The organism is Pseudomonas viridiflava (assembly GCF_900602065.1).
In the GTDB taxonomy this organism is placed as follows: domain Bacteria; phylum Pseudomonadota; class Gammaproteobacteria; order Pseudomonadales; family Pseudomonadaceae; genus Aquipseudomonas.
Window position 1 is genome coordinate 39,397 of the sequence record NZ_UWFN01000245.1, and the last position, 23,755, is coordinate 63,151.

General features: G+C 57.9%; 25 protein-coding genes and 1 tRNA gene. 8 read left to right on the forward strand and 18 right to left on the reverse strand.

Going from position 1 to position 23,755, the window contains the following annotated elements:
* Nucleotides 1–107: 107 nt before the first annotated feature.
* The 6 genes from EE949_RS13245 to EE949_RS13270 all read right to left on the reverse strand — a co-directional run bounded on the left by EE949_RS13245 (nucleotide 108) and on the right by EE949_RS13270 (nucleotide 5,155).
* A complete protein-coding gene (locus tag EE949_RS13245; protein ID WP_122664694.1) occupies nucleotides 108–713 on the reverse strand; it encodes a 50S ribosomal protein L25/general stress protein Ctc in 606 nt (201 codons plus the stop codon).
* Nucleotides 714–851: 138 nt separating this feature from the next.
* Entirely contained in the window at nucleotides 852–1,793 is a 942-nt protein-coding gene (locus tag EE949_RS13250) for a ribose-phosphate pyrophosphokinase (protein WP_002552145.1), read from the reverse strand.
* Nucleotides 1,794–1,839: 46 nt separating this feature from the next.
* Nucleotides 1,840–1,914, reverse strand: a tRNA-Gln gene (locus tag EE949_RS13255).
* Nucleotides 1,915–1,951: 37 nt separating this feature from the next.
* Nucleotides 1,952–2,803 carry a 4-(cytidine 5'-diphospho)-2-C-methyl-D-erythritol kinase gene (gene ispE, locus EE949_RS13260; protein WP_122664695.1) on the reverse strand — a complete coding sequence of 284 codons (852 nt, stop codon included), beginning with the start codon at nucleotides 2,801–2,803 and terminating at the stop codon, nucleotides 1,952–1,954.
* Nucleotides 2,804–2,805: 2 nt separating this feature from the next.
* Nucleotides 2,806–3,423 carry a lipoprotein insertase outer membrane protein LolB gene (gene lolB, locus EE949_RS13265; protein WP_122664696.1) on the reverse strand — a complete coding sequence of 206 codons (618 nt, stop codon included), beginning with the start codon at nucleotides 3,421–3,423 and terminating at the stop codon, nucleotides 2,806–2,808.
* Nucleotides 3,424–3,427: 4 nt separating this feature from the next.
* Complete coding sequence (locus EE949_RS13270) at nucleotides 3,428–5,155, reverse strand: tetratricopeptide repeat protein (protein ID WP_122664697.1); 1,728 nt, start codon at nucleotides 5,153–5,155, stop codon at nucleotides 3,428–3,430.
* Between the two features lie 226 nt (nucleotides 5,156–5,381).
* On the opposite strand from EE949_RS13270, the gene hemA reads away from it, so the two are divergent.
* The 6 genes from hemA to EE949_RS13300 all read left to right on the forward strand — a co-directional run bounded on the left by hemA (nucleotide 5,382) and on the right by EE949_RS13300 (nucleotide 10,752).
* Nucleotides 5,382–6,659 (forward strand): glutamyl-tRNA reductase, encoded by a 1,278-nt coding sequence (hemA, locus tag EE949_RS13275; RefSeq protein WP_122664698.1) that lies wholly within the window; start codon nucleotides 5,382–5,384, stop codon nucleotides 6,657–6,659.
* On the forward strand, nucleotides 6,656–7,738 hold the full coding sequence (prfA, locus tag EE949_RS13280) for a peptide chain release factor 1 (RefSeq protein WP_122664699.1): 1,083 nt from the start codon (nucleotides 6,656–6,658) through the stop codon (nucleotides 7,736–7,738). Before hemA ends, prfA begins: the two co-directional genes overlap by 4 nt.
* Nucleotides 7,739–8,572, forward strand: a complete 834-nt coding sequence (prmC, locus tag EE949_RS13285) for a peptide chain release factor N(5)-glutamine methyltransferase (RefSeq protein WP_122664700.1) — start codon at nucleotides 7,739–7,741, stop codon at nucleotides 8,570–8,572.
* Complete coding sequence (locus tag EE949_RS13290; RefSeq protein WP_122664701.1) at nucleotides 8,566–9,324, forward strand: molybdopterin-synthase adenylyltransferase MoeB; 759 nt, start codon at nucleotides 8,566–8,568, stop codon at nucleotides 9,322–9,324. The genes prmC and EE949_RS13290 overlap by 7 nt, the downstream gene beginning before the upstream one ends.
* Nucleotides 9,317–10,117 carry a glutamate racemase gene (murI, locus tag EE949_RS13295; RefSeq protein ID WP_122664702.1) on the forward strand — a complete coding sequence of 267 codons (801 nt, stop codon included), beginning with the start codon at nucleotides 9,317–9,319 and terminating at the stop codon, nucleotides 10,115–10,117. Before EE949_RS13290 ends, murI begins: the two co-directional genes overlap by 8 nt.
* A 116-nt stretch (nucleotides 10,118–10,233) precedes the next feature.
* Complete coding sequence (locus EE949_RS13300) at nucleotides 10,234–10,752, forward strand: acyloxyacyl hydrolase (RefSeq protein WP_122664703.1); 519 nt, start codon at nucleotides 10,234–10,236, stop codon at nucleotides 10,750–10,752.
* Nucleotides 10,753–10,795: 43 nt separating this feature from the next.
* Here the strand turns inward: EE949_RS13300 and EE949_RS13305 are convergent, their stop codons facing one another.
* The 12 genes from EE949_RS13305 to EE949_RS13360 form a co-directional block, all read right to left on the reverse strand.
* On the reverse strand, nucleotides 10,796–11,110 hold the full coding sequence (locus EE949_RS13305) for a YkgJ family cysteine cluster protein (protein ID WP_122664704.1): 315 nt from the start codon (nucleotides 11,108–11,110) through the stop codon (nucleotides 10,796–10,798).
* A gap of 16 nt (nucleotides 11,111–11,126) precedes the next feature.
* Nucleotides 11,127–11,648, reverse strand: coding sequence for a DUF2878 domain-containing protein (locus EE949_RS13310; protein WP_122664705.1), 522 nt, complete (start codon nucleotides 11,646–11,648; stop codon nucleotides 11,127–11,129).
* Entirely contained in the window at nucleotides 11,641–12,909 is a 1,269-nt protein-coding gene (locus tag EE949_RS13315) for an SAM-dependent methyltransferase (protein ID WP_122664706.1), read from the reverse strand. Before EE949_RS13315 ends, EE949_RS13310 begins: the two co-directional genes overlap by 8 nt.
* Nucleotides 12,896–13,696 carry a DUF1365 domain-containing protein gene (locus EE949_RS13320; RefSeq protein WP_122664707.1) on the reverse strand — a complete coding sequence of 267 codons (801 nt, stop codon included), beginning with the start codon at nucleotides 13,694–13,696 and terminating at the stop codon, nucleotides 12,896–12,898. Before EE949_RS13320 ends, EE949_RS13315 begins: the two co-directional genes overlap by 14 nt.
* The gene (locus tag EE949_RS13325; RefSeq protein ID WP_122664708.1) at nucleotides 13,693–14,940 is read right to left on the reverse strand and encodes an NAD(P)/FAD-dependent oxidoreductase; all 1,248 of its coding nucleotides are present in this window, start codon (nucleotides 14,938–14,940) and stop codon (nucleotides 13,693–13,695) included. The genes EE949_RS13320 and EE949_RS13325 overlap by 4 nt, the downstream gene beginning before the upstream one ends.
* Nucleotides 14,937–15,725 carry an SDR family NAD(P)-dependent oxidoreductase gene (locus EE949_RS13330; protein WP_122664709.1) on the reverse strand — a complete coding sequence of 263 codons (789 nt, stop codon included), beginning with the start codon at nucleotides 15,723–15,725 and terminating at the stop codon, nucleotides 14,937–14,939. Before EE949_RS13330 ends, EE949_RS13325 begins: the two co-directional genes overlap by 4 nt.
* On the reverse strand, nucleotides 15,722–16,144 hold the full coding sequence (locus EE949_RS13335; RefSeq protein WP_122664710.1) for a nuclear transport factor 2 family protein: 423 nt from the start codon (nucleotides 16,142–16,144) through the stop codon (nucleotides 15,722–15,724). Before EE949_RS13335 ends, EE949_RS13330 begins: the two co-directional genes overlap by 4 nt.
* Entirely contained in the window at nucleotides 16,137–17,585 is a 1,449-nt protein-coding gene (phrB, locus tag EE949_RS13340) for a deoxyribodipyrimidine photo-lyase (protein ID WP_122664711.1), read from the reverse strand. The genes EE949_RS13335 and phrB overlap by 8 nt, the downstream gene beginning before the upstream one ends.
* Nucleotides 17,586–17,594: 9 nt before the next feature.
* On the reverse strand, nucleotides 17,595–18,533 hold the full coding sequence (locus tag EE949_RS13345) for a MerR family transcriptional regulator (protein WP_122664712.1): 939 nt from the start codon (nucleotides 18,531–18,533) through the stop codon (nucleotides 17,595–17,597).
* A 3-nt stretch (nucleotides 18,534–18,536) separates the two neighbouring features.
* Nucleotides 18,537–19,499 (reverse strand): YbgA family protein, encoded by a 963-nt coding sequence (locus EE949_RS13350; protein ID WP_122664713.1) that lies wholly within the window; start codon nucleotides 19,497–19,499, stop codon nucleotides 18,537–18,539.
* A 280-nt stretch (nucleotides 19,500–19,779) separates the two neighbouring features.
* Entirely contained in the window at nucleotides 19,780–19,995 is a 216-nt protein-coding gene (locus tag EE949_RS13355; protein ID WP_122664714.1) for a TIGR02450 family Trp-rich protein, read from the reverse strand.
* A complete protein-coding gene (locus EE949_RS13360; RefSeq protein ID WP_122664715.1) occupies nucleotides 19,992–20,978 on the reverse strand; it encodes an NAD(P)/FAD-dependent oxidoreductase in 987 nt (328 codons plus the stop codon). The genes EE949_RS13355 and EE949_RS13360 overlap by 4 nt, the downstream gene beginning before the upstream one ends.
* Before the next feature lie 293 nt (nucleotides 20,979–21,271).
* Here EE949_RS13360 and EE949_RS13365 point away from each other — a divergent pair, with 293 nt between their 5' ends.
* Nucleotides 21,272–22,174: a TIGR01777 family oxidoreductase gene (locus EE949_RS13365; protein WP_122664716.1), complete on the forward strand. Its 903-nt coding sequence runs from the start codon at nucleotides 21,272–21,274 to the stop codon at nucleotides 22,172–22,174.
* Between the two features lie 13 nt (nucleotides 22,175–22,187).
* Nucleotides 22,188–23,213 (forward strand): ferrochelatase, encoded by a 1,026-nt coding sequence (gene hemH, locus EE949_RS13370; protein ID WP_122664717.1) that lies wholly within the window; start codon nucleotides 22,188–22,190, stop codon nucleotides 23,211–23,213.
* Nucleotides 23,214–23,755: the final 542 nt, after the last annotated feature.

Here is a 23,755-nt window from a genome sequence, read left to right on the forward strand (position 1 = left end):
TGGAAGAAAACTGCTCATTTACCATGATGTAAACTCCGCGATTCTGCCCGTTTTGCCTGACTTTTACAGCGGTCTCCCGAGCAACTCCGGTATTACCGAGTAATGAATTACTCGGCAGTACCTTCTGCTTCGTCTTCGGTCGGTGCAACGCGTGGTGCGTGGACGTTGGCGATAGCCAGGTCAGTACCGTGCGCCAGAGCAACGAACTCAACGCCTTTAGGCGCTTTAACGTCGGACAGGTGAACGATCGAACCGATTTCCAGAGCAGACACGTCTACTTCGATGAACTCAGGCAGATCTTTCGGCAGGCAGCTTACTTCCAGCTCGGAAGTAACGTGCGAAACTTCGCCGCCTTTCTTCACTGGAGCTTCTTCGCCGATGAAGTGTACAGGTACGATTGCGGTCAGTTTTTGACCAGCAACAACGCGTACGAAGTCAGCGTGCATCACGTGGCCTTTGGCCGGGTGACGTTGCAGAGCTTTGATGATCACGTTTTGCTTTTTGCCATCAACGGTCAGCGCGATGATGTGGCTGTACGAAGCTTCGTTTTCCAGCAGTTTTGCAACTTCCTTGGCCAGCAGGCTGATGGATTCAGGGGCTTTGTCGCCACCGTAAACTACAGCTGGAACCAGGCTTGCGAGACGACGCAGGCGGCGGCTCGCACCTTTCCCCAGGTCGGAACGCAGTTCAGCATTCAAAGTAAAATCGTTCATTTTGTATCTCCAAATTAGCCACATTCGACCTGACGTTTGCGACCGACGTCAGGACGATATGGGCAAAAAAGCCCCGCCCTGACCGAATGTCAGGGCGGGGCGCTTTTCGTCAACAGGGTGTCAGCTCAGGGAAAACCCTTAGCGGAACATCGCGCTGATCGATTCTTCGTTGCTGATGCGGCGGACCGCCTCGGCAACTACCGGAGCAATATCCAGTTGACGGATACGGCTACAGGCTTGTGCGGCAGCGGACAACGGGATGGTGTTAGTCACCACCAGTTCGTCCAGCACGGAATTTTCAATGTTTTCGATCGCCCGACCCGACAGCACAGGGTGTGTGCAGTAGGCAAAGACCTTGGCAGCGCCATGCTCTTTCAAGGCCTTGGCCGCATGGCACAGAGTGCCGGCGGTATCGACCATGTCATCGACCAGAATACAGGTACGCCCTTCGACATCACCGATGATATGCATCACTTCAGAGTGATTGGCTTTCTCACGGCGCTTGTCGATGATCCCGAGATCAACACCCAGCGACTTGGCAACAGCACGTGCACGCACGACGCCGCCAATGTCCGGGGAAACGATCATCAGGTTTTCAAAGCGTTGATCTTCGATGTCATCCACCAGAACAGGGGAGCCGTAGATGTTATCTACCGGAATATCGAAGAAACCCTGGATTTGGTCAGCATGCAGATCAACCGTGAGAACACGATCGATCCCGACTACGGTAAGCATGTCAGCAACAACTTTTGCGCTGATAGCCACACGTGCGGAACGCGGACGGCGATCCTGACGGGCATAACCAAAGTAAGGAATCACAGCAGTGATTCGGGACGCTGAGGAACGACGGAAGGCATCAGCCATCACGACGAGTTCCATCAGGTTATCGTTGGTCGGTGCGCAAGTCGGCTGAATGATAAAGACGTCTTTACCGCGGACGTTTTCATTGATCTCAGTAGAAATCTCGCCGTCGGAAAATTTTCCGACAGAAACATCACCTAGTGGGATATGCAGCTGACGTACGACACGTCGAGCCAGATCGGGGTTAGCGTTCCCCGTAAAGACCATCATCTTGGACACGCGCAGTACCTGAAGGCTGAGGGTAACCTGGATGAGTATAGGAAAATGGCAGGGGCGGCTGGATTCGAACCAACGCATGGCAGGATCAAAACCTGCTGCCTTACCGCTTGGCGACGCCCCTGTATCTGTTGCAACGAGTACCGAGTACTCGGTTCCTTTTAGAGCAGACTTTGTAGCTTGCGATGCAACATCGAAACGTTGCTTCCTTTCGCTACAAACCCTGTAAGGGTCTCTGTCAGAAGGGCCGAGACTTTATCAGCTTCAGCTTTGTTTGGGAAGGCCCCAAACACACAACTTCCAGTTCCGGTTAATTTTGCTTCGGTAAATTTACCTAACAAATTCAATGCGTTACGTACCTCTGGATAACGCCTTGCTACAACCGGTAAGCAGTCATTTCGACTGTTTCCCTTGGGAACGGGGCGCACTTTAATGGGAGGAGTGTTACGTGTCAACAGTGGATCTGAAAAAATTTCTGCTGTACTTACAGATACTTGCGGCACGAGTACCAGATACCACGGTTCTTCCGGGTCTACAGGGGTGAGTTTTTCCCCCACACCCTCAGCAAATGCGGCGTGTCCACGGACGAAAACCGGGACGTCGGCGCCAAGGGTCAGGCCCAGCGCGGCCAGACGATCTTCGTCCCAGTCCAGATTCCATAAATGGTTCAGGCCCAGCAAAGTGGTTGCCGCATCGGAGCTGCCGCCGCCGATTCCGCCTCCCATGGGCAGGCGTTTTTCCAGCCAGATGTCCATGCCGAGTGTGCAGCCCGATTGTTTTTGCAGCGCGCGCGCCGCTTTGACGATCAGGTTGCTGTCATGGGGAACGCCGGGAACATCAGTTTGCAGGCAGATTTCACCGTCCTGACGAACGGCGAAGCTGAGTTCGTCGCCGTAATCGACAAACTGAAACAGGGTTTGCAGTTCGTGATAGCCATCAGGACGACGACCCAGAATGTGCAGCATCAGGTTCAATTTGGCCGGAGCGGGCAGGGTCAGGCGTGCTTCGCTCATGTTTATTGACCCAGTTTGCGTGGCTGCCAGTCCTTGATCACCAGCGTGACGTCGAGGTCTTGTCCGTGCAGTTTGACGCGCTCGGGCAGCCAGTAACCGTTCTGTTCGACATAGCTGAGGTATTCAACTTGCCACCCATCCTGTTCGAGGCTGGCCAGGCGGCTGTCACCATCGAGGGTCAGGCGGCTTTTGCTGTCGGGAGCGGGCAGGCCGCGAACCCACCAGACCAGATGCGATACCGGCAATTTCCAGCCCAGTTGCTCTTCGAGCAGGGTTTCCGGAGTCGGCGCTTCATAGCGTCCCTGATTGGCGACTTCCAGCGCTACACTGCCAGGTCGGCCCGTCAAGCGCGCCGCGCCGCGTCCCAGCGGGCCTGACAGGCGAATGTCGTAGTAATCCTGGCGTTGCAGCCAGAACAGCGTGCCGCTACCTGAATCTTTGGGGGCGCGAATGCCGACTTTGCCGTTGATCTGCCAGCCATCGAGGGTGGTCAGTTGTTCTTTGTGCTGGCGCCACTGAGCGGGGTCGCCCTTGCCTTCAACGGCTTCCCGGGAAGTGAGTCCGGCACAACCGGCGAGCAGGGCGATGAAGCTGAATACGACTACGTGGCGCAAAAACATAAAATTAAAGAGTCTCGGATCCGGTCAGGCGCAGCAGGGTGCTGCGCAGAATAGGGCTGTCAGGTTGTTCTTCGAGGGCTTTGCCCCAGATTTTGCGGGCTTCACGTTGTTCGCCTTTCGCCCAGAGCACTTCGCCCAGGTGAGCGGCTACTTCATGGTCGGGGAAGCGTTCAAGTGCCAGGCGCAGCAAACGTTCTGCTTCGTCCAGGTTGCCCAGGCGGTAGTTTACCCAGCCAAGGCTGTCGAGGACTGCAGGATCTTCCGGATTGAGTTTGTGGGCTCTTTCGATCAGTTCCTTGGCTTCTGCATAGCGCGTGGTGCGGTCGGAAAGGGTATAGCCCAGCGCGTTGAGTGCCATGGCGTTTTCCGGTTCGCGTTTCAGAATCGCGCGCAGGTCTTTTTCCATCTGCGCCAGATCGCCGCGCTTCTCCGCCATCATCGATCGGGTGTACAGCAGGTTCAGGTCGTCCGGGTATTGCTTGAGTGCTTGAGTCAGCAACTGCCAGGCGCGATCGACCTGATTGTTGCTGGAAAGGGTTTCGGCTTCGATCAGGTACAGCTGGATCGCGTAGTCAGGTTGAGCCTCGCGAGCTTCGGCCAGGCGTTTGGAGGCTTCGGCGGCACTGCCGTTGCTCATCAGGATATCGGCCTGACGCAGTTGCGCGGAGAGGAAGTCCGGCCCCGGACCGACCTGAGCATACTCGGCCAGTGCACTCGCCTGATCATTGCGCTCTTCATGGATGCGGCCCAGATTCAGGTGCGCGGAATCCTCATGGGCACCACGAGCAATCAGCTCTTCCAGGTAGCCTTCGGCTTCGTCCCATGCTTTGGCTTCCAGGCAGACCAGTGCAAGGGAAAAGCGCAGCTCGTCGTCATCGGGATACTGCTGCACGAGGCTGGAAAACTGCACTTTGGCATCTTCCATTCGGTTCTGCTCGACCAGCATACGGGCGTAGGTCAGGCGCAGGCGCTTGTCATCCGGATACTTCTTGATGCTTTTTTCAAGGATTGGCAGCGCTTCCTTGCCCCGGCTCATGCCTTGCAGCAGTCGGGCGCGCAGCAATATGGGAGCGATTTCGCCGTCTTTAGGCGGGTTGTCTTCGAGCAACTTCAACGAGGCTTCGGCCTCGCCGTTCTGTTGCAGCAACAGTGCCTTGCCAAAAATCAGCTGACCGTTGTTCGGGTACTTGACCAGCAGGCGGTCAAAGCTGGTGAGCAATGCGCTGCGGGTTTCCGGATTTGTTTCAGAGGCAGACAGCGCAAGGAAGTCGAAATGTGTATCGCCCTGACCCTGCAGAACCTTTTCCATGTAGATCATGGAGTCGTCATAACGCCCGGCCCGGGCCAGTTGAATGGCTGCCGCGCGCTGTGCTTCAAGATTATCCCGGTCGTTTCTGGCCCAGATCAGCGAAGTATCCAGCGCGGCCTGATCAGCGCCCAGGTACTCGGCAATCCGGAAAGCGCGTTCGGAAACACCCGGGTCCTGAGTGTTGATTGCCTGGGTCACATAGTTGTCCAGGGCAATATCGAAACGATTGCGCTGGCCAGCCAGTTCGGCACTCAACAGGCTGACGAGGGTTTCCTGGGTGAACGAGCCGTATACCTGAGGCTTGGCTTCAGGTGCGGGGGCGGTGTCTTTCGGCGCAGGCGTGGTCTGCGGCTGTACCGGCGCCATGGACTGGCAACCGCTGAGAAAGACAAGGGCGAGAAACAGCGCGGAGGATCTATTCATATATAAGAAGGGACGACTTACCTGCGGTTTTGAGCATCATGACACAAGGCTGGGAGCAAACCCACAGCCGGTTGGAAAACTGCCGGAACGCGTATTTATTTGTGTTGCAGGCCCCAAATGGGGGCATCTGCAGCGCGAGTCTATTAGGACAATAGTCAACGGTGGTTGTTCTGAGTCTATTGAAGTAGGACAATTGCCGGCTTCACGTCACCATCAGCGACCTTGAATGGCCTTCCTTGCACTTGGTATCAACCATAAGACTGCCTCGGTAGACGTCCGCGAGCGCGTGGCATTTACGCCAGAGCAGCTGGTTGAGGCCTTGCAGCAGCTTTGCCGCCTCACCAACAGCCGCGAAGCTGCGATCCTTTCTACGTGCAACCGTAGCGAGTTGTACATCGAGCAGGACCAGATCGGTTCTGAAACGATTCTTGCCTGGCTCGCTGATTATCATCATTTGAGCCTCGAAGAGCTGCGCGCCAGTGCTTATGTGCACGCCGACGATGCGGCAGTTCGTCACATGATGCGGGTGGCCTCAGGGCTCGACTCGCTGGTGCTCGGCGAGCCGCAGATTCTCGGGCAGATGAAATCCGCCTATGCCGTGGCCCGGGAAGCCGGGACCATTGGTCCGCTGCTGGGGCGGCTGTTTCAGGCCACGTTCAGTGCGGCCAAGCAGGTACGTACCGACACGGCCATTGGTGAAAACCCGGTTTCTGTGGCGTTTGCCGCGGTCAGTCTGGCGAAACAGATCTTCAGTGATCTGCAGCGCAGTCAGGCCTTGCTGATCGGTGCTGGCGAAACCATCACGCTGGTTGCCCGCCATCTGCATGATCTGGGCGTCAAGCGTATCGTGGTTGCCAACCGGACCCTTGAGCGCGCAAGTATTCTGGCTGCCGAGTTTGGCGCTCACGCGGTATTGCTCTCGGATATACCGGCCGAACTGGTCAACAGCGATATCGTGATCAGTTCCACGGCCAGCCAGTTGCCGATTCTCGGCAAGGGTGCTGTTGAAAGTGCGCTGAAGCTGCGCAAGCATAAGCCGATTTTCATGGTTGATATCGCCGTACCACGGGACATCGAGCCCGAGGTCGGTGAGCTGGACGACGTTTATCTGTACACCGTCGACGATCTGCATGAAGTCGTCGCCGAGAACCTCAAGAGTCGTCAGGGCGCTGCGCAGGCTGCTGAAGAATTGGTAGCAGCAGGCACCAATGACTTCATGTTCCGCCTGCGTGAACTGGCCGCGGTTGATGTGCTGCGCGCTTACCGCCAGCAAAGCGAAAGGCTGCGTGACGAAGAATTACTCAAGGCTCAGCGTATGCTGGCCAACGGCAGCAATGCCGAAGACGTGCTGGTGCAGTTGGCTCGCGGGTTGACCAACAAGTTGCTGCATGCACCCAGCGTGCAATTGAAAAAACTCTCTGCCGAAGGCCGCCTCGACGCGCTGGCCATGGCCCAGGAACTTTTTGCCCTCGGTGAGGGCTCGACGGATAAACCCCCGCAATGAAAGCCTCACTGCTCAACAAACTCGATGTCCTCAGCGATCGCTTCGAGGAACTGACCGCGTTGCTCGGCGATGCCGAGATTATTTCGGATCAGACCAAATTCCGTGCGTACTCCCGTGAGTACGCCGAGGTGGAGCCAATTGTTGCCGCCTATAAACAGCTGCTAAAGGCGCTGGCTGATCTGGACGGCGCCCAGGCGTTGCTCAAGGACAGCGATCCGGACATGCGCGAAATGGCTGTCGAGGAAGTGCGCGAGACCAAGCAGTTGCTCGCTGATCTGGAGAGCCAGCTGCAACGCATGCTGCTGCCCAAGGATCCCAACGACGGACGTAACGTGTTCCTTGAGATTCGTGCCGGGACCGGTGGCGATGAGGCGGCGATCTTCTCTGGCGATCTGTTCCGCATGTATTCGCGTTATGCCGAGCGACGTGGCTGGCGGATAGAGATTCTGTCCGAAAACGAAGGCGAGCATGGCGGTTATAAAGAGGTGATTGCCCGGGTCGAGGGCGAGAACGTCTACGGCAAGCTGAAGTTTGAGTCCGGGGCGCATCGCGTGCAGCGGGTTCCGGAAACCGAATCCCAGGGCCGCATCCACACCTCGGCCTGCACCGTCGCGGTGTTGCCTGAGCCGGACGAGCAACAGGCAATCGAAATTAATCCTGCGGACCTGCGCGTTGACACCTATCGTTCATCGGGCGCGGGTGGTCAGCACGTCAACAAGACCGATTCGGCGATTCGTATCACCCACCTTCCGTCGGGTATCGTCGTTGAGTGCCAGGAAGAGCGTTCGCAACACAAGAACCGCGCCCGTGCCATGTCCTGGCTGTCCGCGAAGCTTAACGACCAGCAAACCAGCGCCGCTGCCAATGCCATTGCCAGTGAGCGTAAACTGCTGGTGGGCTCGGGTGATCGATCCGAGCGTATTCGAACCTATAACTTCCCTCAGGGGCGAGTAACGGATCACCGCGTGAATCTGACCTTGTATTCGCTGGATGAAGTTTTGGCCGGTGGTGTCGATGCAGTGATAGAGCCGCTGCTTGCCGAATATCAGGCAGACCAACTAGCGGCACTGGGTGAGTAAATGACCATCATCGCCAGCCTGTTAAGAAGCGCCGAGCTTCCTGATTCACCAACTGCCCGTCTTGATGCTGAACTGCTTCTGGCCGCTGCGCTGGGTAAACCGCGTAGTTTCCTGCATACCTGGCCGGAGCGGATTGTCAGCAGCGAAGCCGCTCTGACGTTTGCCTCCCACCTGCAACGCCGTCGCACCGGTGAACCCGTCGCCTACATTCTGGGTCAGCAGGGCTTCTGGAAGCTGGATCTGGATGTTGCGCCCCATACCCTGATACCGCGTCCTGAAACCGAAATGCTGGTCGAAGCTGCGCTGGAACTGGTGCCCGCCTTTGCACCGACGCGTGTACTCGATCTGGGGACCGGGACCGGTGCAATCGCACTGGCACTGGCCAGCGAGCGCTCGGTCTGGCAGGTGACGGCGGTGGATCGGGTGCTTGAAGCCGTTGCCCTCGCCGAGCGTAACCGCCAGCGCCTGCACCTGGATAACGCCAAGGTGCTGAGCAGCCATTGGTTCAGCTCCCTTGAAGGGCAGCGTTTTGATCTGATCATCAGCAACCCGCCGTACATTGCCGCCGAGGACCCGCACCTGGTGGCGGGCGATGTGCGTTTTGAGCCGAGCAGTGCACTGGTTGCAGGGTCGGACGGTCTGGACGATATCCGCATGATCATCGCGCAGGCCCCGACCTATCTGAATGGCGAAGGCTGGCTGTTGCTTGAACACGGTTACGACCAGGGCGCGGCGGTACGCGATTTGTTGAGCAGCCATGGTTTCGAGAAAATCCAGACCCGTCGCGATCTGGGCGACCACGAGCGCATTACCTTCGGGCGTCTGCCGTGCTGACTGATCTGGAACTGTTGCGCTATAGCCGACAGATTCTGTTGCAGCACGTCGATATCGACGGCCAGCTCAAGCTCAAGCAAAGCCGGGTGCTGATAGTAGGCCTCGGTGGCCTGGGATCACCGGTTGCGCTGTACCTGGCGGCGGCCGGTGTCGGTGAGCTGCACCTGGCGGATTTCGACACTGTCGACCTGACCAACCTGCAACGCCAGATCATTCACGACAGCCAGACTGTCGGGCAAAGCAAGGTGGACTCAGCAATTATTCGTCTGACGGCGATCAATCCCGACGTTACCTTGGTCCCTCATCGCACCGGGCTGGACGCTGATTCCCTGACCGCGGCAGTGGGCGATGTCGATCTGGTGCTCGATTGCTCGGACAATTTCACCACCCGTGGTGCAGTCAATGCGGCCTGTGTCGCAGCGGGCAAGCCATTGGTCAGCGGTGCGGCGATTCGCCTCGAAGGCCAGCTGTCGGTGTTCGATCCACGTCGACCTGAAAGCCCTTGCTATCACTGCTTATATGGTCACGGTAGCGAAGCCGAACTGACCTGTAGCGAAGCCGGTGTGATCGGGCCTCTTGTGGGATTGGTCGGCAGTCTGCAGGCCCTTGAAGCACTCAAGGTGCTGGTCGGTTTCGGTGAGCCGCTGGTGGGGCGTTTGTTGCTGATTGATGCGCTGAGCACCCGCTTTCGTGAACTGAAGGTCAAGCGTGATCCGGGCTGTAGCGTCTGCGGTGCAGGGCAGCATGAGTAAAGCCAGCGATGCGCCGGTGGGCGTGTTTGATTCCGGCGTAGGTGGTTTGTCGGTGCTGGGCGAGATTCACAACCTGCTACCCAATGAGTCGCTGTTGTACGTTGCGGACTGCGGGCATATCCCTTACGGAGAGAAAACCCCGGAGTTCATCCGCGAACGCTGCATGATCATCGCGCAATTCTTTCGCGAGCAAGGGGCCAAGGCACTGGTGCTGGCCTGCAACACCGCGACGGCCGCCGCCGCCGCTCAATTGCGTGAGCATTATCCTGACTGGCCAATTATCGGTATGGAACCTGCGGTCAAACCGGCGGCGGCTGCGACTCGCAGTGGTGTGGTGGGGGTGCTCGCTACCACCGGTACTTTGCAAAGCGCAAAGTTCGCCGCCTTGCTCGACCGTTTCGCGGGTGATGTACGGGTCGTGACGCAGCCGTGCCCCGGCCTGGTGGAACTGATCGAAGCGGGCGATCTGTTAAGCCCGACCATTCGTGCCCTGCTGCGGGGCTATGTCGAACCGCTTCTGGCCGAGGGCTGTGACACGATCATCCTCGGCTGTACCCACTATCCCTTCCTCAAACCTCTGCTGCGGGAAATGATTCCGGAATCGGTCATTTTGATCGACACCGGTCACGCCGTGGCTCGCCAGCTCCAGCGATTATTGACTCAGCACGGCCTTCTGCACGATGGAGACGCTCAGGAAACGCAGTTCTGGACCAGCGCTGATTTGTATAATTTCGGAAACATCCTACCTACGCTATGGAAAAAATCTGACAATGTGCGATTCTTCGATTTGTAAAAAAATCGTGAAAAGCTTCGCTTGGCGTTGGAACTAACGTTCCACGCCGGATTTCTATAGCAAGCCGGTTATCTGCAAATACACCTAATAATTGCATTCGAAATAGGAAGTTTCTGATGAAGCGTCTGTTGTGTCTGGCTGCGCTTGCGGCTGCGTTGATGGGGCAAACTTCACTGACTCAAGCCGCTGGCGTTGAATTCTCGGTCGGTCAGACCAGTGAATCCACCCAGACTTATCGCTTGGGCATGAAGTTTGATTGGGATCAGAGCTGGCTGCAGAGCGACGTGGGTCGCCTGACTGGCTACTTTGATGGTGCATACACTTATTGGGATGGCGACAAGCGTTCCAGTAACAACAGTCTTTCGTTCTCTCCGGTTTTCGTTTACGAATTCGCCGGTGATACTGTGAAGCCTTACATCGAAGCGGGTGTCGGTGTATCCGTGTTCTCCAACACTCAGGTTGAGGACCGCAAGCTCGGCTCGGCCTTCCAGTTTGAAGACCGCATCGGCTTCGGCGTGCGTTTCAACGGTGGTCATGAGGTGGGCATCCGCGCGACTCACTACTCGAACGCCGGGATCAAAGAGCCAAACGACGGTATCGAAAGCTACGCGCTGCATTACACGATGCCGCTTTAAAGAATATTTGCGTCGCCCGTATCGCGGGCGACGCAAAGTCCGCCTACAAATAAGCCCCTTCAATCCCCAGCCTTTCATTCATGCACTCCTCTGATCCTGTCTCGAATTCCCGGCAGATCAGCGGACGTACCTCGTAGATAGTGCACCTCATGGTGTTGCGATCCAGTGCGGCGCACCAGCCGTCGTCCAGGCGTAACATGACTTCGCCGCCCCAATCGTCGGTGTCGATAAAGCGTTCAGGCACGCCGGTGTCGGTAATCAGCATGACTTCCAGTTGGCAGCAGCAAGCTGCGCAGGTCGAACACGTGATAGCGGTTTCGGTAGGGATCGGGCGAGTCGGGATCAGGGTAGAGGTCATAGGCGCGCAGTGTATGTCAGTGCGAGGCAGGCATGTTGTCTGACTGACCGGCGAGCAAGCGCCCAGCCCGCCATTGCAGGAGTGGAAACACTGCCGCCCATAGTGCCGCCAACAAAACCATACTCGGCCACAAGCCAAGCGGTAATTGCACGCCAGCCAGCTTCGAGCCTGCGTAATACGACATCGGCCCACCTATCGCGCCCAGCAGGCTGGCGCGCCACCAGGGCTTTGCCGTCCAGGCCAGACAATGCCTGAGGGTGGTGCCCAATACTGCCCAGAGCAAAATCAGCCACAGTGGGATCAATAGTCCATCACTGCCGAAGTCGAAGACGCCCAACAGCATCAGCGCACTGTCCAGTACCGTACCCAGTGCAGTTATCCACAGCAGTAATTTACCTTCGGCAGCCCACGAGCTTATCCACAAGAGGTGAATAAGCAGCACGCCGACCGGTATCAGCAACCAATAGCTGTTGCCGCCCATCACACTGGCAAACCAGCCCATCTGGAACAGCACGGCATTGGCTATTTGTTTAAGCATCGAAGCGGCCCAGCAACGGTTGTGGCACTGCGCAAGGTTTCGCCAGCAGCAATTGTGCAGTACCGATGGTGCGTTCGAGAAAACCGCCCTCGCAGTAGCACAGGTAAAACTCCCAGAGTCGCAGGAAGTAATCGTCGTAACCCAGCTCTGCGAGGTAGCCGTGTGCATGACGGAAGTTGTCGTGCCAGAGGCGCAGGGTACGCGCGTAATGCAGGCCGAAATCTTCCATGTGCAGTAGATTCATGTCGGTATCGCGGCCGACGATTTCGAGCATTTTGTGCACGGAAGGTAATGCTCCGCCCGGGAAGATGTAGCGCTGGATGAAGTCGACGCTGCGTTTGGCTTGTTCATAACGTTGCTCGCGGATGGTGATGGCTTGCAGCAGCATCAGGCCATCGTCCTTGAGCAAATGCGCACACTGCTTGAAGTAGGTGGGTAAAAAGCGGTGACCGACTGCCTCGATCATTTCGATGGACACCAGCTTGTCGAACTGCCCGGTGAGGTCCCGATAATCTTTGAGCAGCAGGGTGATCCTGTCCTGCAGGCCCAATGCTTCGATGCGCTTCTCGGTGTACGCGAACTGTTCTTTGGAGAGGGTCGTGGTGGTGACTTTGCAGCCATACTGCTGCGCGGCGTAAATCGCCATGCTGCCCCAGCCGGTACCGATTTCCAGCAGATGGTCGTCGGGTTTGAGCCCGAGCTTCTGGCAGATGCGCTCCAGTTTGTTCAGTTGTGCCTGTTCCAGCGTGTCTTCCGGTGTCAGGAACTGCGCGGCGGAATACATCATGGTCGGATCCAGAAACTGTTCGAACAGCTCATTGCCCAGATCGTAGTGAGCGGCGATGTTTTTTTGCGAGCCTTCACGGGTATTGCGATTCAGCCAGTGCAGCCCTTGAATGAACGGGCGACTCAGGCGCGCCATGCCACCTTCCATGGCATCCAGCACATCCAGGTTGCTGACAAACACCCTGATGACTGCAGTCAGGTCGGGCGAGGTCCAATAACCGTGGATGAACGCTTCGCCTGCACCGATGGAGCCATTGCTGGCGACCATGCCCCAGACGGCAGAATCAAGAATCTGGATTTCGCCCTGGATCAGCGCCCCGGCGGCGCCGAAGACATGGCGTTCCTCACCTTCGGTGACCACCAGTTGGCCGGTACGTAGCCGCGCAAGTTGACGCAGCACGCCTCGTCGCAAAATATTGGCCGTCAAACTGTTGGTGCCCAGATTGGCCGAAAAACTGCTGCTACTGCTTTTCATGGCGTTGACCCTTCAATTGCGTGGCGGCAGTGCGGTAGTCGCCGTCAGCGGCCTGATGAGGAAAAATCGGAATACGTTTCAAAAGCAGACGCAGGGCTTGCCAGTAGATCGCCAGACAGGTCTTGGCGGTCATCCACGGAAAGGCCAGCAGATAACGATGCAGGTTGCCCCGGTTCAGGTCCTGGCGTTCAAGATTGAGCGTGGCGTCGAACATTTTCAGCTCACCTTGCCAGTCCGCCATGTGCACGCCGAGACGCTCGCCCGGTGGGCTGAAACTCATGCGGTACTCAAGGTCGCGGGGCAGAAACGGTGAAACGTGAAAGGCTTTGGCCACCGCGAAATGCTGATGCCCCTCGCCATCGGCCGGCAATACATAGTGGTAGCGCTCGCGCCATGGGGTATTGCTTACTTCACAGAGAATTGCCGCCAGCGTGCCGTCTTCTTCGAAGCAATAAAAAAAGCTGACCGGATTGAACGCCAGGCCCCAACTGCGCGCTTGGGTCAGCAGGCATATCCTGCCCTGCGGCGTATGACCGATAGCCTGGCTGACTCGCTCGCGCACAGCGTCTATCAGTGGGATGCCTTGCCGGGTTTGCTCTCGCAGGTAGTCCGTTTCGCGAAACGAAAACGGCGCCCAGCGACTGTTGCCCGCGACCGGCGACACATTCAACACAGCGCTTTGTTCGTCCAGGTCCAGATACAGCAGGCCTATTCGATACCGGAAGTCGTGGGCTCGCGGCGCAAAACGCCGGTGGGCGATCCAGCCGCTGTACAGGGCGCTGTTCACAATGATTCGCCCAGTGCCGAGGCGACGCGCAGGCCGCTGACCACGCCGTCTTCATGGAAACCATTTGCCCAGTACGCGCCGCAGAACCAGGTGTGGTTAACACCGTCGAGTTCGGGCCAGCGCGCCTGCGCCTCTACGCCTGCCAGGCTGTACTGCGGATGGGCGTAGCTGTAGCGGGCAAGAATTTTGTTCGGGTCGATGGCTTGGGTCTGATTGAGGCTGACGCAGAACGTCGTTTCGCTGTCGATGCCCTGCAGGATGTTCATGTCGTAAGTCACGGCGGCCAGCTGTTGCTCGCCACCGCCGAGTCGGTAGTTCCAGCTGGCCCAGGCCAGCGGTCGCTTGGGCAACAGGCTCGTATCGGTATGCAGTACCACGTCGTTTTCGGCGTAGGGCAGGGCACCGAGGATTTCCCGTTCGGCTGCGCTCGGTTGCGCGAGCATTTTCAGGGCCTGGTCGCTGTGACAGGCGAACACGACTTTGTCGAATCGCTCGATGCCTGCGGAACTATGAACGGTCACGCCCTCTGCATCCCGTTCCACGAGGCTGACCGGGCACGACAGGCGAATCCGCTGGGCAAACGACGCGGTCAACGGCTCGATGTAACGGCTGGAACCGCCTTCTATGACGCACCACTGTGGCCGATTGCTGACTGACAACAAACCGTGATTCTTGAAAAAGCGCACAAAGAACTGCAGAGGAAACGCAAGCATGTCCGCCAGAGACATCGACCATATCGCTGCACCCATGGGCACAATGTAATGCTCAATGAAACGTGTGCCGTAACCCCGACTGTGCAGGTAATCACCCAGAGTGGTGTCCTGAGCAATGCGCTGGTTTTCCAGATCGCTCAGTGCTTCACGGTTAAAGCGCAGAATGTCGCGCAGCATGCCCCAGAAGCTCGGAGATAGCAGGTTACTGCGTTGGGCGAACAGGCTGTTGAGGTTATTGCCGTTGTATTCAGTCCGGGTCTTCGGGTCGCTGACGGAGAAGCTCATTTCGGTAGGCTTGAACGTCACGCCGAGTTGCCCGAGCAGGCGAATGAAGTTCGGGTAGGTCCAGTCGTTGAACACGATGAAGCCGGTATCGATGGCGTAGTCGCGTCCGTTCAGCTGTACATCAACGGTATGGGTGTGCCCGCCAATCCAGTCGGCCGCCTCGAACACCGTAATGTCGTGAGAGCGGTTCAGCAGATAGGCGCTGGTCAGGCCGGCGATACCACTGCCGATGATGGCGATTTTCATTGGGCGTCCCTGGTTTGAGCCGCTGAGCGGGCCATACGTTTTCCTAACGCGAGTTGCACGCGGGTGGGGAGCAGCGCCAATAACCGCAGGGTCAGAATGAACAGCCCGGGGAAGGCGATTTCCATGGGGCGACGAGTCCGCTGCAAGCGTTCGGCAATGTACTTGGCGGCTTTTCTGACCGGCCAGCGCATGGGCATGGCGAAATCGTTTTTAGCGGTCAGCGGGGTATCAACGAAGCCAGGGCTGACGACGGTAACGTCAATGTGCTCATGTGCCAGATCGATCCGCAGGGATTCGAACAGGTAGCGCATACCGGCCTTGGACGCGCCGTAGGCCTCGCTGCGGGTCAGCGGCAGATACGTCACCGAACTGCAAACGCCGACCAGATGCGGTTTGTTGCCCTTGCGCAACAGCAACAATGCTTCTTGAACGCAGTAGGAGCTGGCCAGCAGGTTGGTGCGAACCACTCGCTCAAGCAGCGCGGCGTCGAAGTGATTGGTGTCGATGTATTCGCAGGTACCGGCATTGATGATTGCGCTGTCCAGAGCCCCCCATTCCTGACTGATGCGATCGCCGATGGCGGTAATTTGCTCGCCGTCGTTCAAATCCCCCGGCGCGAGCAGTACCTGGCCGGGAAAGCGTCGTTCCAGCTCTTCAAGCGGGGCCAGCGTCCGGGCAGTGAGTGCCAGATGGTGACCGGCGATGAGCAGCTCTTCAGCGAGCGCGAGACCAATACCACTGCTGGCTCCGGTCAACCAGATACGTCGCATGTTCGGATTACTCATCCCAGTCTCCTTTTCAGCCAACTGATGAGCTGGCCCATGATCGGCAGGTGCTCGTACAGCAAAGCGCCTGCGTCGAAATAATCGCGATGTTGATAAACCTTGTCGCGCCAGAGCAGGTGCGAGCAGCCCTCAACCCGGATGGTCTTGCCTTTAGCAAGGCGCGGATGTGAGTAGCTCATGGTCCAGCGTAAATAACCGTTGCCTTCACTGACCTGGTCAAAACCATGGAAGTCGAAACGCAGATCGGTCACGTTGGCGTACAGATCGGCAAAGTAGCGGCGCATTTGCGGCAGGCCGTGAATCTGATGCAGCGGATCAGTGAACTTCACGTCGTCGCTGTACATCTCGCCAAGCCGGTCCAGACTGTTCTTGTCCAAAGCGGCAAACTCATGAGCAAAGCGCTGCAGGAAATCAGTCATCAGCAACTCCGGTTGCGGGCTGGCGATGAGGCAGGGCCTTGAACGCGGCCAAAGCACGGGCGCGACTGCTGCTCAGGTCGACAATAGGTTTTGGATAGTTGGCAATGCCGAACAAGCCACCGGCAGCGGCCGGGTTGTGCACTTCTTTCTTGTTGAGCTCGGCCAGTTCCGGCAACCACTGCTTCAGGAAGCGACCTTCAGGGTCGAACTTTTCCGATTGCGACAACGGATTGAAAATCCGGAAGTAGGGCGAAGAGTCAGTGCCTGTAGAAGAGCTCCACTGCCAGCCACCGTTGTTGGCGGCCAGATCACCGTCGATCAGGTGCTGCATGAAGAAACGTTCGCCTTCGCGCCAGTCAATCAGCAGGTTTTTGGTCAGGAACATTGCCACGACCATGCGCAGGCGGTTGTGCATCCAGCCGGTGTCGAGCAGTTGGCGCATGGCGGCGTCGATGATTGGCAGCCCTGTACGTGCCTCTTGCCACGCGGCCAGCTCTTCTGGCGCGTCACGCCATTTCAGTGCTTCGGTTTCCGGGCGGAACGCACGGTGGCGCGAGACGCGTGGGAAGCCAACCAGAATGTGTTTATAGAATTCGCGCCACAGCAGCTCGTTGATCCAGGTGACGGCGCCGACGCTGCCGGTTTCGAATTCACCCTGATTGCTGCTCAGGGCCGCGTGCAGGCATTGGCGCGGCGATATCACGCCTGCGGCCAGGTAGGCCGAGAGCTGGCTGGTGCCAGGTTTGGCCGGGAAGTCACGTTCGGAGCGGTAATAGTCGATCTGCTCATCGCTGAACTCGGCCAGACGCCGACTGGCTTCGTCTTCACCCGCAGGCCACAAGGCTTGAAGTGCCTGAGTCGGCGTCGGGAAGCCCTTTACCTGTTCGGGGATGTGATCACTCTTTATATCCAGCGGGGCCTGTGGTTTGGGCAGGCGAACCAGCGGCGGCATGGCCTGATGCATGCGGGCGTAGCAGACTTTGCGGAACTGGCTGAAGACCTGGAAATAGGTACCCGTTTTGGTCAGCACGCTGCCAGGTTTGAAGAACAACTGATCCAGATAGCTGCGCCACTTAATGTCGGCGTCTTGAAGGGCATCGGCAACCGCTTCATCCCGACGGGTCTCGTTGATGCCATATTCTTCGTTGGCATGCACTGCCTGGATAGTGTGTTCGCGGCACAGCTCCAGCAGTACTTGCGGTGCCTGATCCCAACTGTCGGCCTCGCGAATCAGCAACGGCACGTTCAATGCGCCCAGCGCTTTTTGCAGTTCCACCAGATTGCGCAGCCAGAAATCCACTTTGCACGGCGCATCGTCATGGCTGAGCCATTGACCGGGACTGATCAGATACAAGGCCACAACAGGACCCTGCTCCATGGCAGCGCTGAGGGCGGTATTGTCGTGCACGCGCAAGTCGCTGCGCAGCCATAGCAATTGCATGTTTATTCCTTAAAGAAGGTCCAGTAGCTGCAAGGCGGCGAGGGCGCCGAGCGGGTCTTCAGCCAGATGCAGCCCTTGTATCTTGTTGATGGTCATGGCGAGGTCGTCGCAATGAATACGCACGCAGGCGCCCGCGAGCACCGTCGGGCACTGAACGTTGCTCAGCAATTTCGGGAGTTGCCCGTGATGCAAGGCTTTGCTGGAGTACAGCAGCACCGCCCGCGGCTTGAGATGTTCGGCCGCCAGTGCCAGTTCGCCGCTGGGTAGCGGCCAGTCGAAGACTTCCACCGGGCAATCAGCACTGCTGATCAGCCAGGCGCTTAGCCACAGATGGGGCTCTAGCGGCAGGTCGGAGTGATTCACCAGCAAGATCGGCGTACCGCTGAGTTGGCGGTTGTTGTGATAGATGCGGGCGCCCAGTTTGCTGCGCAGCCATGAGTAAAAGAACACACGCTCCATCTGCCCGCCAAATTGGCCCTGCCAGCGGAACTCCAGCTCAGCCAGCAGAGGCCGCAGAAGTTGCTCGCAGACCGTGCGTGGCGGGTAGAGCGACATGGCTTGATTGAAGAGGTCGTCGACGCGACGCTCGGCCAGTTCAGCGATGGATTTGATCAGGTTCTGGCGCAGGTCATCCCAGTCGTTGCCGGCAATGCCGGTTTCAGGCTGACGACTGTCGATAAGGCTTTTGACCTGGCTGACCGATACACCACGATTAAGCCACGTGAGGATATTCATCACTCGCAGGACATGCTCGTGGGAGTACAGCCGATGACCTTTGGCTGTGCGATGCGGCACGATGAGCCCATAGCGTCGCTCCCAGGCCCGCAGTGTTACGGCGTTGACGCCGGTCTGGCGAGCCACCTCGCGGATGGGCAGCCAGTCGCCTTCCACAGCGGTTGCTTCGCTGTTTTGCTCGGGCGCGGGGATCTTGAGCAGAGTGTCGGTCATGGGTTAGATCGCATTTCGCAGGCTGAGATTTTCCGGATGAGGCTGCATGTAAACCTGCAGGGCCACGTACGGATCCGGGTGCTGGCGGAAGTGGTGTTTGAGCAGCGTGAGCGGCACGATCAATGGCACGATGCCTTGGTGGTACTGCGCGATCAGTTGCTGGATTTCCTGCTTGTCGGCGCTACTGAGGGTTTGTTTCAGGTAGCCGCTGATGTGCTGCAGGACATTGGTATGAGTACGGCGGGTGGCGGGCTTTTTCAGAGCACTCATCAGGTCGCTGAAATAGCGCGGCGCGATGTCGTTCGGGTCACTGCGGCCCATGTTGCCCAACAGGCTGCCCAGCGCTTTGTACTGCACGGGATCGTTCGCCATGAGCTGGTATTTATAGCGCGAGTGAAATTCGGTCAGGCTACGGCGGGTAATGCCAGCCTTGAGCAGCTCCTGCCAGGCGGCGTAGGCAAACACTCGGGTGATGAAGTTTTCCCGCAGCACCGCGTCATTCAGGCGGCCGTCTTCTTCTACCGGAAGGTTTGGGTGGCGTTCGCAAAACGCCTGGGCATAAATCCCGCGTCCTCCCCCCTCAACGGGGGCCCCATTTTCCGTGTAGACCTTGACGCGCTCCAGTCCACAGGACGGAGACTTCTGCATAAAGATGTAGCCGCAGATATCGCCCAACTCTTGCGCCATCTTGACGCCGTAGTCGGCCAGAGGCTGAGTGACATTGAGGTCTTTGTTGACTGTGCCGACGGCTTGAGGGCTTTGCGCATCGCCGACCAGACGAATCGGCTCACGAGGGATGCCCATGCCGATCGCCACTTCAGGGCAGGCGGTGACAAATTCGAAGTACTCGGTCAGCTCGCGGGTGCATAAATGGGATTCTTTATGACCCCCATTGAACCGCACCTCATCGCCCATGAGGCAGGCACTGATGCCGAGTTTCGGTTTATGGACTGCCGGTGAGAGCATGCGAACCTCTGAACTGGCTTGTACAGAGTTAATTTTCTGTACAACGTTGGTTCATCATAGGTTCAGCAGTGTACAAGTCAAATGGTTTGTATAGGTTTTGTATCGGGCTGGGGGCTGGATAGCGCGGATCATGTGGGAGCAGAGCTTGCTCGCGAGAAGAGCTCCCGGTTCCATGTCCTGTCGGTGAGGGGGAGTTACAGTCGGCGTAGCTCTGCTGTCAGTGATGCGGTATTCCCGGCTGAAGCGGACGGCCGCTCCCACGACGCACCTGCCTGCGCGTTTACTTCCAGCCCATTCTCCAGGCATCCGAGTCCTGTAAGGTTTGCCACGCAAGGCGCTCACTGCGCTGGGTCAGCACCGCTTGCAATTCAATTTCCAGCACTGTGCCTTCATCGTCGCGGAACAGTTCAGTGACCAGGAAATGCTTCTCGCGGTTGACTGGCTTTGCTGCCGTCCATTTCGACAGCAGCAGCTTGCGCGGATTGAGGCGGTTCAATTCAGGTGTTCCAGTAAACGGCGGGCTGCTTCCTGACCGCTGAGCCATGCACCTTCTACACGGCCGGACAGACACCAGTCGCCGCAGACATAAATGCCCAGATCAGGATCCGAAAGCGCACCCCATTCGTGAGCGGCGGCGGGACGCGCGTAGAGCCAGCGGTGCGCCAGACTGAACGTAGGTGCAGGCACTGCGCAGCCGATCAGTTCGGCAAATGCTCCACGTAGATGCTCAATGACTGCCTCTTTGGGCATGTCCAGATGCTGCCTGCTCCAATTGCTGGTGGCATGCAATACCCAGGTGTCCAGGGTGGTGTCGCGTCTCGGTTTGCTGCGATTACGGGCAAGCCAGTCGATCGGGCTGTCCTGCACGAAGCAGCCTTCCAGAGGTGTCTGCAGGGCGCTGCCGAATCCCAGCGCGACCGCCCAGGTGGGTTCCATTTTCACACTGGCCGCGACGCCGGCAAGTTTAGGCGCGCTGGCCAGTAGCGCGGTTGCCTGCGGCGCTGGCGTAGCAATGATGACGTGGCTGAACGGACCATGGCTCTGGCCGTCGGCATCCTGCAGATTCCAGTGCTGTTCACCCCGGAATACCTCGGTAATCCTGCAAGAGAACGACACCTCAAGATCGCCAAGCATGGCGCGGGTGATAGCACTCATGCCCGGTTTGCCCACCCAGCGCACTTGCTCGTCGGGGGACGGGCTGAGTTGGCCCGCGTGCGAGTTATAAAGTGAGGGAGTCCACGGGGCGGCACAGCCCTGGGCCTGCCACTGCTGGACTGCCGCCATGAAGCGGCGGTCACGGGCAGTGAAATACTGTGCGCCCAGATCAAGCGAACCAGCATCACTGCGTTTGCTGGACATCCTTCCGCCACTGCCGCGGCTTTTGTCGAAAAGATGTACGGGGTGCCCGGCGGCATGGAGCGCTTGGGCAGCTGAGAGTCCGGCGATGCCGGTACCGATGATTGCGATAGGTACAGTCATAGGGGCCTCGTTACCTTGTCTGCACAGACTACGCCGTAGTTAAAACCTGTACAATATTGTTTTTTGGTATAACTAGCTGTGATCTACTGTCCGGACCCAGCGCAATGCGTCTCGTACGGCTCGAGCTTAAAATCTGACACTTGAGGGTATTGGGCAACTATCCGAAAGGATGGGCTGTCTGCTCCCTCGTGATGTTTGACCTATTGTTCAAGAGCAATCTGCTGACGTGAACAGATGCGGCCATAAAAAATAGACTACCGAATACTCGCGAACGCCACGCAAGGAAACCTGCCATGCACATATTGCTGACCGGCGGTACTGGTTTGATAGGGCGGCAGCTTTGCCAGCTCTGGACGCAACAGGGGCATCAGGTCACGGTCTGGAGCCGCAGACCCGATGACGTTCCGAAGCTGTGTGGCAGTGCTGTTCGAGGGGTTGCCCAGCTCAGCGAGCTGAATGAGCAACCGGTGGATGCAGTGATCAACCTTGCCGGTGCGCCGATCGCTGACCGGCCCTGGACGCGCAAGCGCAGAACTCAGTTGTGGGACAGTCGCATTGGCTTGACCGAGCAATTGCTGGCCTGGTTTGAGTCGCGGGCACAAAAACCGCAGGTGCTGATCAGTGGTTCGGCGGTGGGTTGGTACGGTGATGGGGGCGAGCGTGACCTGGATGAAACGTCGCAGCCAGTCAAAGAGGATTTCGCCAGTCACCTGTGCGGTGCCTGGGAAGAAACTGCGCAGCGAGCCGAGGCTCAAGGTATCCGGGTGGTGATCATTCGCACCGGCCTGGTGCTCTCCGGTGACGGCGGTATGTTGCAGCGCCTGCTACCGCCGTTCAAATTCGGTATGGGCGGGCCTATCGGTAACGGCAGGCAGTGGATGCCGTGGATACACATCAAAGACCAAATCGCTGCGATTGATTTTCTGTTGCACAAGAGTGATGCACAAGGTCCGTATAATCTCTGCGCGCCAACCCCGGTGCGCAACCGAGAGTTTGCCAAAACGCTTGCGGGTGTTCTCCACCGTCCTGCGTTCATGCCCTTGCCCGCCCTGGCGTTGAAAGTGTTGCTGGGTGAATTGTCTGTTCTGCTGCTGGGTGGTCAACGCGCTCGACCTGCTCGTCTGGAAGAGGCCGGTTTCACCTTCCGATTTACCGAACTGCACGCTGCCCTGGACGATATCCTCGGCCGTCACTGAAATAGGATGTTGCATGACCGATCACGCGCTGTTGCTGGTCAATCTCGGCTCGCCGGCCTCCACGTCTGTGGCCGACGTGCGCAGTTATCTCAATCAATTTCTGATGGATCCCTACGTCATTGATTTGCCGTGGCCGGTTCGCCGACTGTTGGTGTCCTTGATTCTGATCAAGCGTCCGGAGCAATCCGCTCACGCCTACGCTTCCATCTGGTGGGATGAAGGGTCGCCTCTGGTGGTGCTGAGCAAGCGTTTACACCAGGCCATGACTAAAGAATGGACCCAAGGCCCGGTTGAGCTGGCAATGCGTTACGGCGAGCCGTCCATTGAAACGGTGCTCACCCGGCTGGCTGCGCAGGGCATCAGCAAGATCACCCTGGCACCGCTGTATCCGCAGTTCGCCGACAGCACGGTGACGACGGTGATCGAGGAGGCCAAACGGGTTGTAAAGGCCAGGTCGCTGAACGTGAAGTTCTCTGTATTGCAGGCTTTTTATGATCAGCCGGAATACATCGACGCTTTGGTTGCCAGCGTCAAGCCGCACCTTGAACAGCCTCATGATCACCTGCTGCTGAGCTTCCATGGTCTGCCCGAGCGGCACCTCACCAAACTCGATCCGACCGGCAATCACTGTTTCAAAGATGCCGACTGCTGCAAGAACGCTTCACCGGACGTACTCGCCACCTGCTATCGCGCACAGTGTCTGCGTTCGGCGGCGGTGTTCGCCAAACAGATGGGCATTGCGGATGGCAAGTGGTCGGTGTCGTTCCAGTCGCGGCTGGGTCGTGCGAAATGGATCGAACCGTACACCGAAGCACGCCTGGAGGAGTTGGCCGCTCAGGGCGTGAAGAAACTGCTCGTGATGTGCCCGGCGTTCGTCGCGGATTGCATCGAGACGCTGGAAGAAATCGGTGATCGCGGTGCTGAGCAGTTCAAGGCTGCGGGGGGAGAGGAGCTGGTGCTTATACCGTGCCTGAATGACGACCCGAACTGGGCTGCGGCATTGAACAAACTGTGCGAGCGTGCGCCGTTGATGTTGTAAGAGAATTTCGGGACCTGAAATGCGGTGCCCAATTGTGGGAGCGAATTCATTCGCGAAGAGGGCGGTACATTCGACATGTCTCTATCGTCTGTACTGCCGCATTCGCGAATGAATTCGCTCCCACTTGGCCATATCCCGACAGGTAACCGGAGCGTCATGGCAATTGATCATTCAGATGCTTGTTCTTCCACCCGTTGAATGACGACCCTAACTGGGCAGCGGCATTGAACAAACTGTGCGAGCGTGCGCCGTTGCTGTTGTAAGAGAATTTCGGGACCTGAAATGCGGTGCCCACTTGGCCATATCCCGACAAGTAACCGGAGCGTCATGGCAATTGATCATCCAGATGCTTGTTCTTCCACCCGTTGAATGACGACCCGAACTGGGTAGCGGCATTGAACAAACTGTGTGAGCGAGCGCCGTTGATGTTGTAAGAGAATTTCGGGACCTGAAATGCGGTGCCAATTGTGGGAGCGAATTCATTCGCGAAGAGGCCGGTGCATTCGACATTTACCTATCGTCTGTACTGCCGCATTCGCGAA

Excerpts from the sequence above, each read along its gene's own strand:
- EE949_RS13245 (WP_122664694.1), bottom strand. The coding sequence starts at position 713 with ATGAACGATTTTACTTTGAATGCTGAACTGCGTTCCGACCTGGGGAAA.
- ispE (WP_122664695.1), bottom strand. The coding sequence starts at position 2,803 with ATGAGCGAAGCACGCCTGACCCTGCCCGCTCCGGCCAAATTGAACCTG.
- lolB (WP_122664696.1), bottom strand. The coding sequence starts at position 3,423 with ATGTTTTTGCGCCACGTAGTCGTATTCAGCTTCATCGCCCTGCTCGCC.
- EE949_RS13270 (WP_122664697.1), bottom strand. The coding sequence starts at position 5,155 with ATGAATAGATCCTCCGCGCTGTTTCTCGCCCTTGTCTTTCTCAGCGGT.
- hemA (WP_122664698.1), top strand. The coding sequence starts at position 5,382 with ATGGCCTTCCTTGCACTTGGTATCAACCATAAGACTGCCTCGGTAGAC.
- prfA (WP_122664699.1), top strand. The coding sequence starts at position 6,656 with ATGAAAGCCTCACTGCTCAACAAACTCGATGTCCTCAGCGATCGCTTC.
- prmC (WP_122664700.1), top strand. The coding sequence starts at position 7,739 with ATGACCATCATCGCCAGCCTGTTAAGAAGCGCCGAGCTTCCTGATTCA.
- murI (WP_122664702.1), top strand. The coding sequence starts at position 9,317 with ATGAGTAAAGCCAGCGATGCGCCGGTGGGCGTGTTTGATTCCGGCGTA.
- EE949_RS13300 (WP_122664703.1), top strand. The coding sequence starts at position 10,234 with ATGAAGCGTCTGTTGTGTCTGGCTGCGCTTGCGGCTGCGTTGATGGGG.
- EE949_RS13305 (WP_122664704.1), bottom strand. The coding sequence starts at position 11,110 with ATGACCTCTACCCTGATCCCGACTCGCCCGATCCCTACCGAAACCGCT.
- EE949_RS13310 (WP_122664705.1), bottom strand. The coding sequence starts at position 11,648 with ATGCTTAAACAAATAGCCAATGCCGTGCTGTTCCAGATGGGCTGGTTT.
- EE949_RS13315 (WP_122664706.1), bottom strand. The coding sequence starts at position 12,909 with ATGAAAAGCAGTAGCAGCAGTTTTTCGGCCAATCTGGGCACCAACAGT.
- EE949_RS13325 (WP_122664708.1), bottom strand. The coding sequence starts at position 14,940 with ATGAAAATCGCCATCATCGGCAGTGGTATCGCCGGCCTGACCAGCGCC.
- EE949_RS13330 (WP_122664709.1), bottom strand. The coding sequence starts at position 15,725 with ATGAGTAATCCGAACATGCGACGTATCTGGTTGACCGGAGCCAGCAGT.
- EE949_RS13335 (WP_122664710.1), bottom strand. The coding sequence starts at position 16,144 with ATGACTGATTTCCTGCAGCGCTTTGCTCATGAGTTTGCCGCTTTGGAC.
- phrB (WP_122664711.1), bottom strand. The coding sequence starts at position 17,585 with ATGCAATTGCTATGGCTGCGCAGCGACTTGCGCGTGCACGACAATACC.
- EE949_RS13345 (WP_122664712.1), bottom strand. The coding sequence starts at position 18,533 with ATGACCGACACTCTGCTCAAGATCCCCGCGCCCGAGCAAAACAGCGAA.
- EE949_RS13350 (WP_122664713.1), bottom strand. The coding sequence starts at position 19,499 with ATGCTCTCACCGGCAGTCCATAAACCGAAACTCGGCATCAGTGCCTGC.
- EE949_RS13360 (WP_122664715.1), bottom strand. The coding sequence starts at position 20,978 with ATGACTGTACCTATCGCAATCATCGGTACCGGCATCGCCGGACTCTCA.
- EE949_RS13365 (WP_122664716.1), top strand. The coding sequence starts at position 21,272 with ATGCACATATTGCTGACCGGCGGTACTGGTTTGATAGGGCGGCAGCTT.
- hemH (WP_122664717.1), top strand. The coding sequence starts at position 22,188 with ATGACCGATCACGCGCTGTTGCTGGTCAATCTCGGCTCGCCGGCCTCC.